Source organism: Photorhabdus sp. S10-54 (assembly GCF_963878145.1).
Lineage (GTDB): Bacteria > Pseudomonadota > Gammaproteobacteria > Enterobacterales > Enterobacteriaceae > Photorhabdus > Photorhabdus kayaii.
On the sequence record NZ_CAWNXG010000144.1, the window covers coordinates 1 to 1,139 of the forward strand.

The 1,139-nt window shown below is 37.3% G+C and carries 3 protein-coding genes; all 3 read right to left on the reverse strand.

Annotated features, from left to right (window positions below):
• Positions 1-109: 109 nt before the first annotated feature.
• Positions 110-271 carry a hypothetical protein gene (locus tag AACQ83_RS24165; RefSeq protein ID WP_158537830.1) on the reverse strand — a complete coding sequence of 54 codons (162 nt, stop codon included), beginning with the start codon at positions 269-271 and terminating at the stop codon, positions 110-112.
• A 21-nt stretch (positions 272-292) separates the two neighbouring features.
• Positions 293-745: a hypothetical protein gene (locus AACQ83_RS24170; RefSeq protein ID WP_112879906.1), complete on the reverse strand. Its 453-nt coding sequence runs from the start codon at positions 743-745 to the stop codon at positions 293-295.
• Positions 746-748: 3 nt separating this feature from the next.
• A partial coding sequence (locus AACQ83_RS24175; RefSeq protein WP_158537831.1) for a hypothetical protein occupies positions 749-1,139 on the reverse strand: 391 nt, incomplete at its 5' end.

A 1,139-nucleotide genomic window follows, 5' to 3' on the forward strand; every position in this document is an offset into this window, starting at 1 on the left:
ATACAATCCTATTTTAGGGCTGAGACAATCCCCAGCCATTAAGCTGTAATTAAAAGTTAACTAATTATTGCATTGTTAATTCAGCATACACGGTTGTTATTTTTAGATGTTATTTTTTCACCCCCGTTAACCGGAATTCGACATTAACCTCACCAAAAATATCTCGCAATAGTTCGACTTCGCATATTGCTTCATCGTCATTATCGGCTTTAACCCAGAGTGTCGTTGCCTGACTGTTAATTGAGAGATAGATAATTTCAACTTCGTACATTTTTACAACTCCTAACTTTAATTAAGATATAGCTGGACTGTTTTTGGCAGTAGCATTAATAAATTCTTTTTTTAATCGTTCGGCTTCAACGAAAGCGCCAATATATTTTTTGCGCAGTTCGTCTATTTCTTTTCGACGCTTAAGCAGTAATCTTATTCGCCGTGCCGCTCTGTTATGACACTGGATATACTCAGGTAGTAATTCTCCTACTGTCCAGTTCACTACATTGTTTTCGCCAATTATTGGTCGGGCTGGGTAGTTGGTATCTCGTCCGGCCCGGCTAAATACTTTCTGCGTCATAATATGCGCCAATTTATTAATGGCATTACTACGACTAAAGCGTCTGTAAGAACGTCCATGACGACTAACAACATAGACGGGTAGCTCATGTATGCTGAATGCATCATCAATACCATTATCACTAATAAGCTCATCGGTATCAAAGCGGGAATAATCGATTTTCTCCAGTTTCATAATTTAAGCTCCTTCCAATATTCTTATTTCTTGTGCAAGATCGTTTGCTAGTTTGTGAGCAAGATCTGCTAATGTTGCTGTGCCTGTATCGGCTTTATCAGTAACAGCTTTACTGACGGGCACCATTAATGCTTCAAGGTGTTCAGATTTATCTAATAAATCTTTAAACTTTATTTTGCTGACATTAATTTGATTGTTTGTTATTTCAGGTTCCTTTTTGCCTTTAATCTTTTTTATCTGTTTCTCCATTGCCTCTATTTCTTTTAGCAGTCCAAAAACCAGATCTTGTATTGCACCGATGGCATAAGATTCATCACATTCTTTCTTATATGATTCTTGCCATATGTGGAGAAGGGCCTCTATCTGCTTTGTCTTTACCTCTGTATGTGAGAAA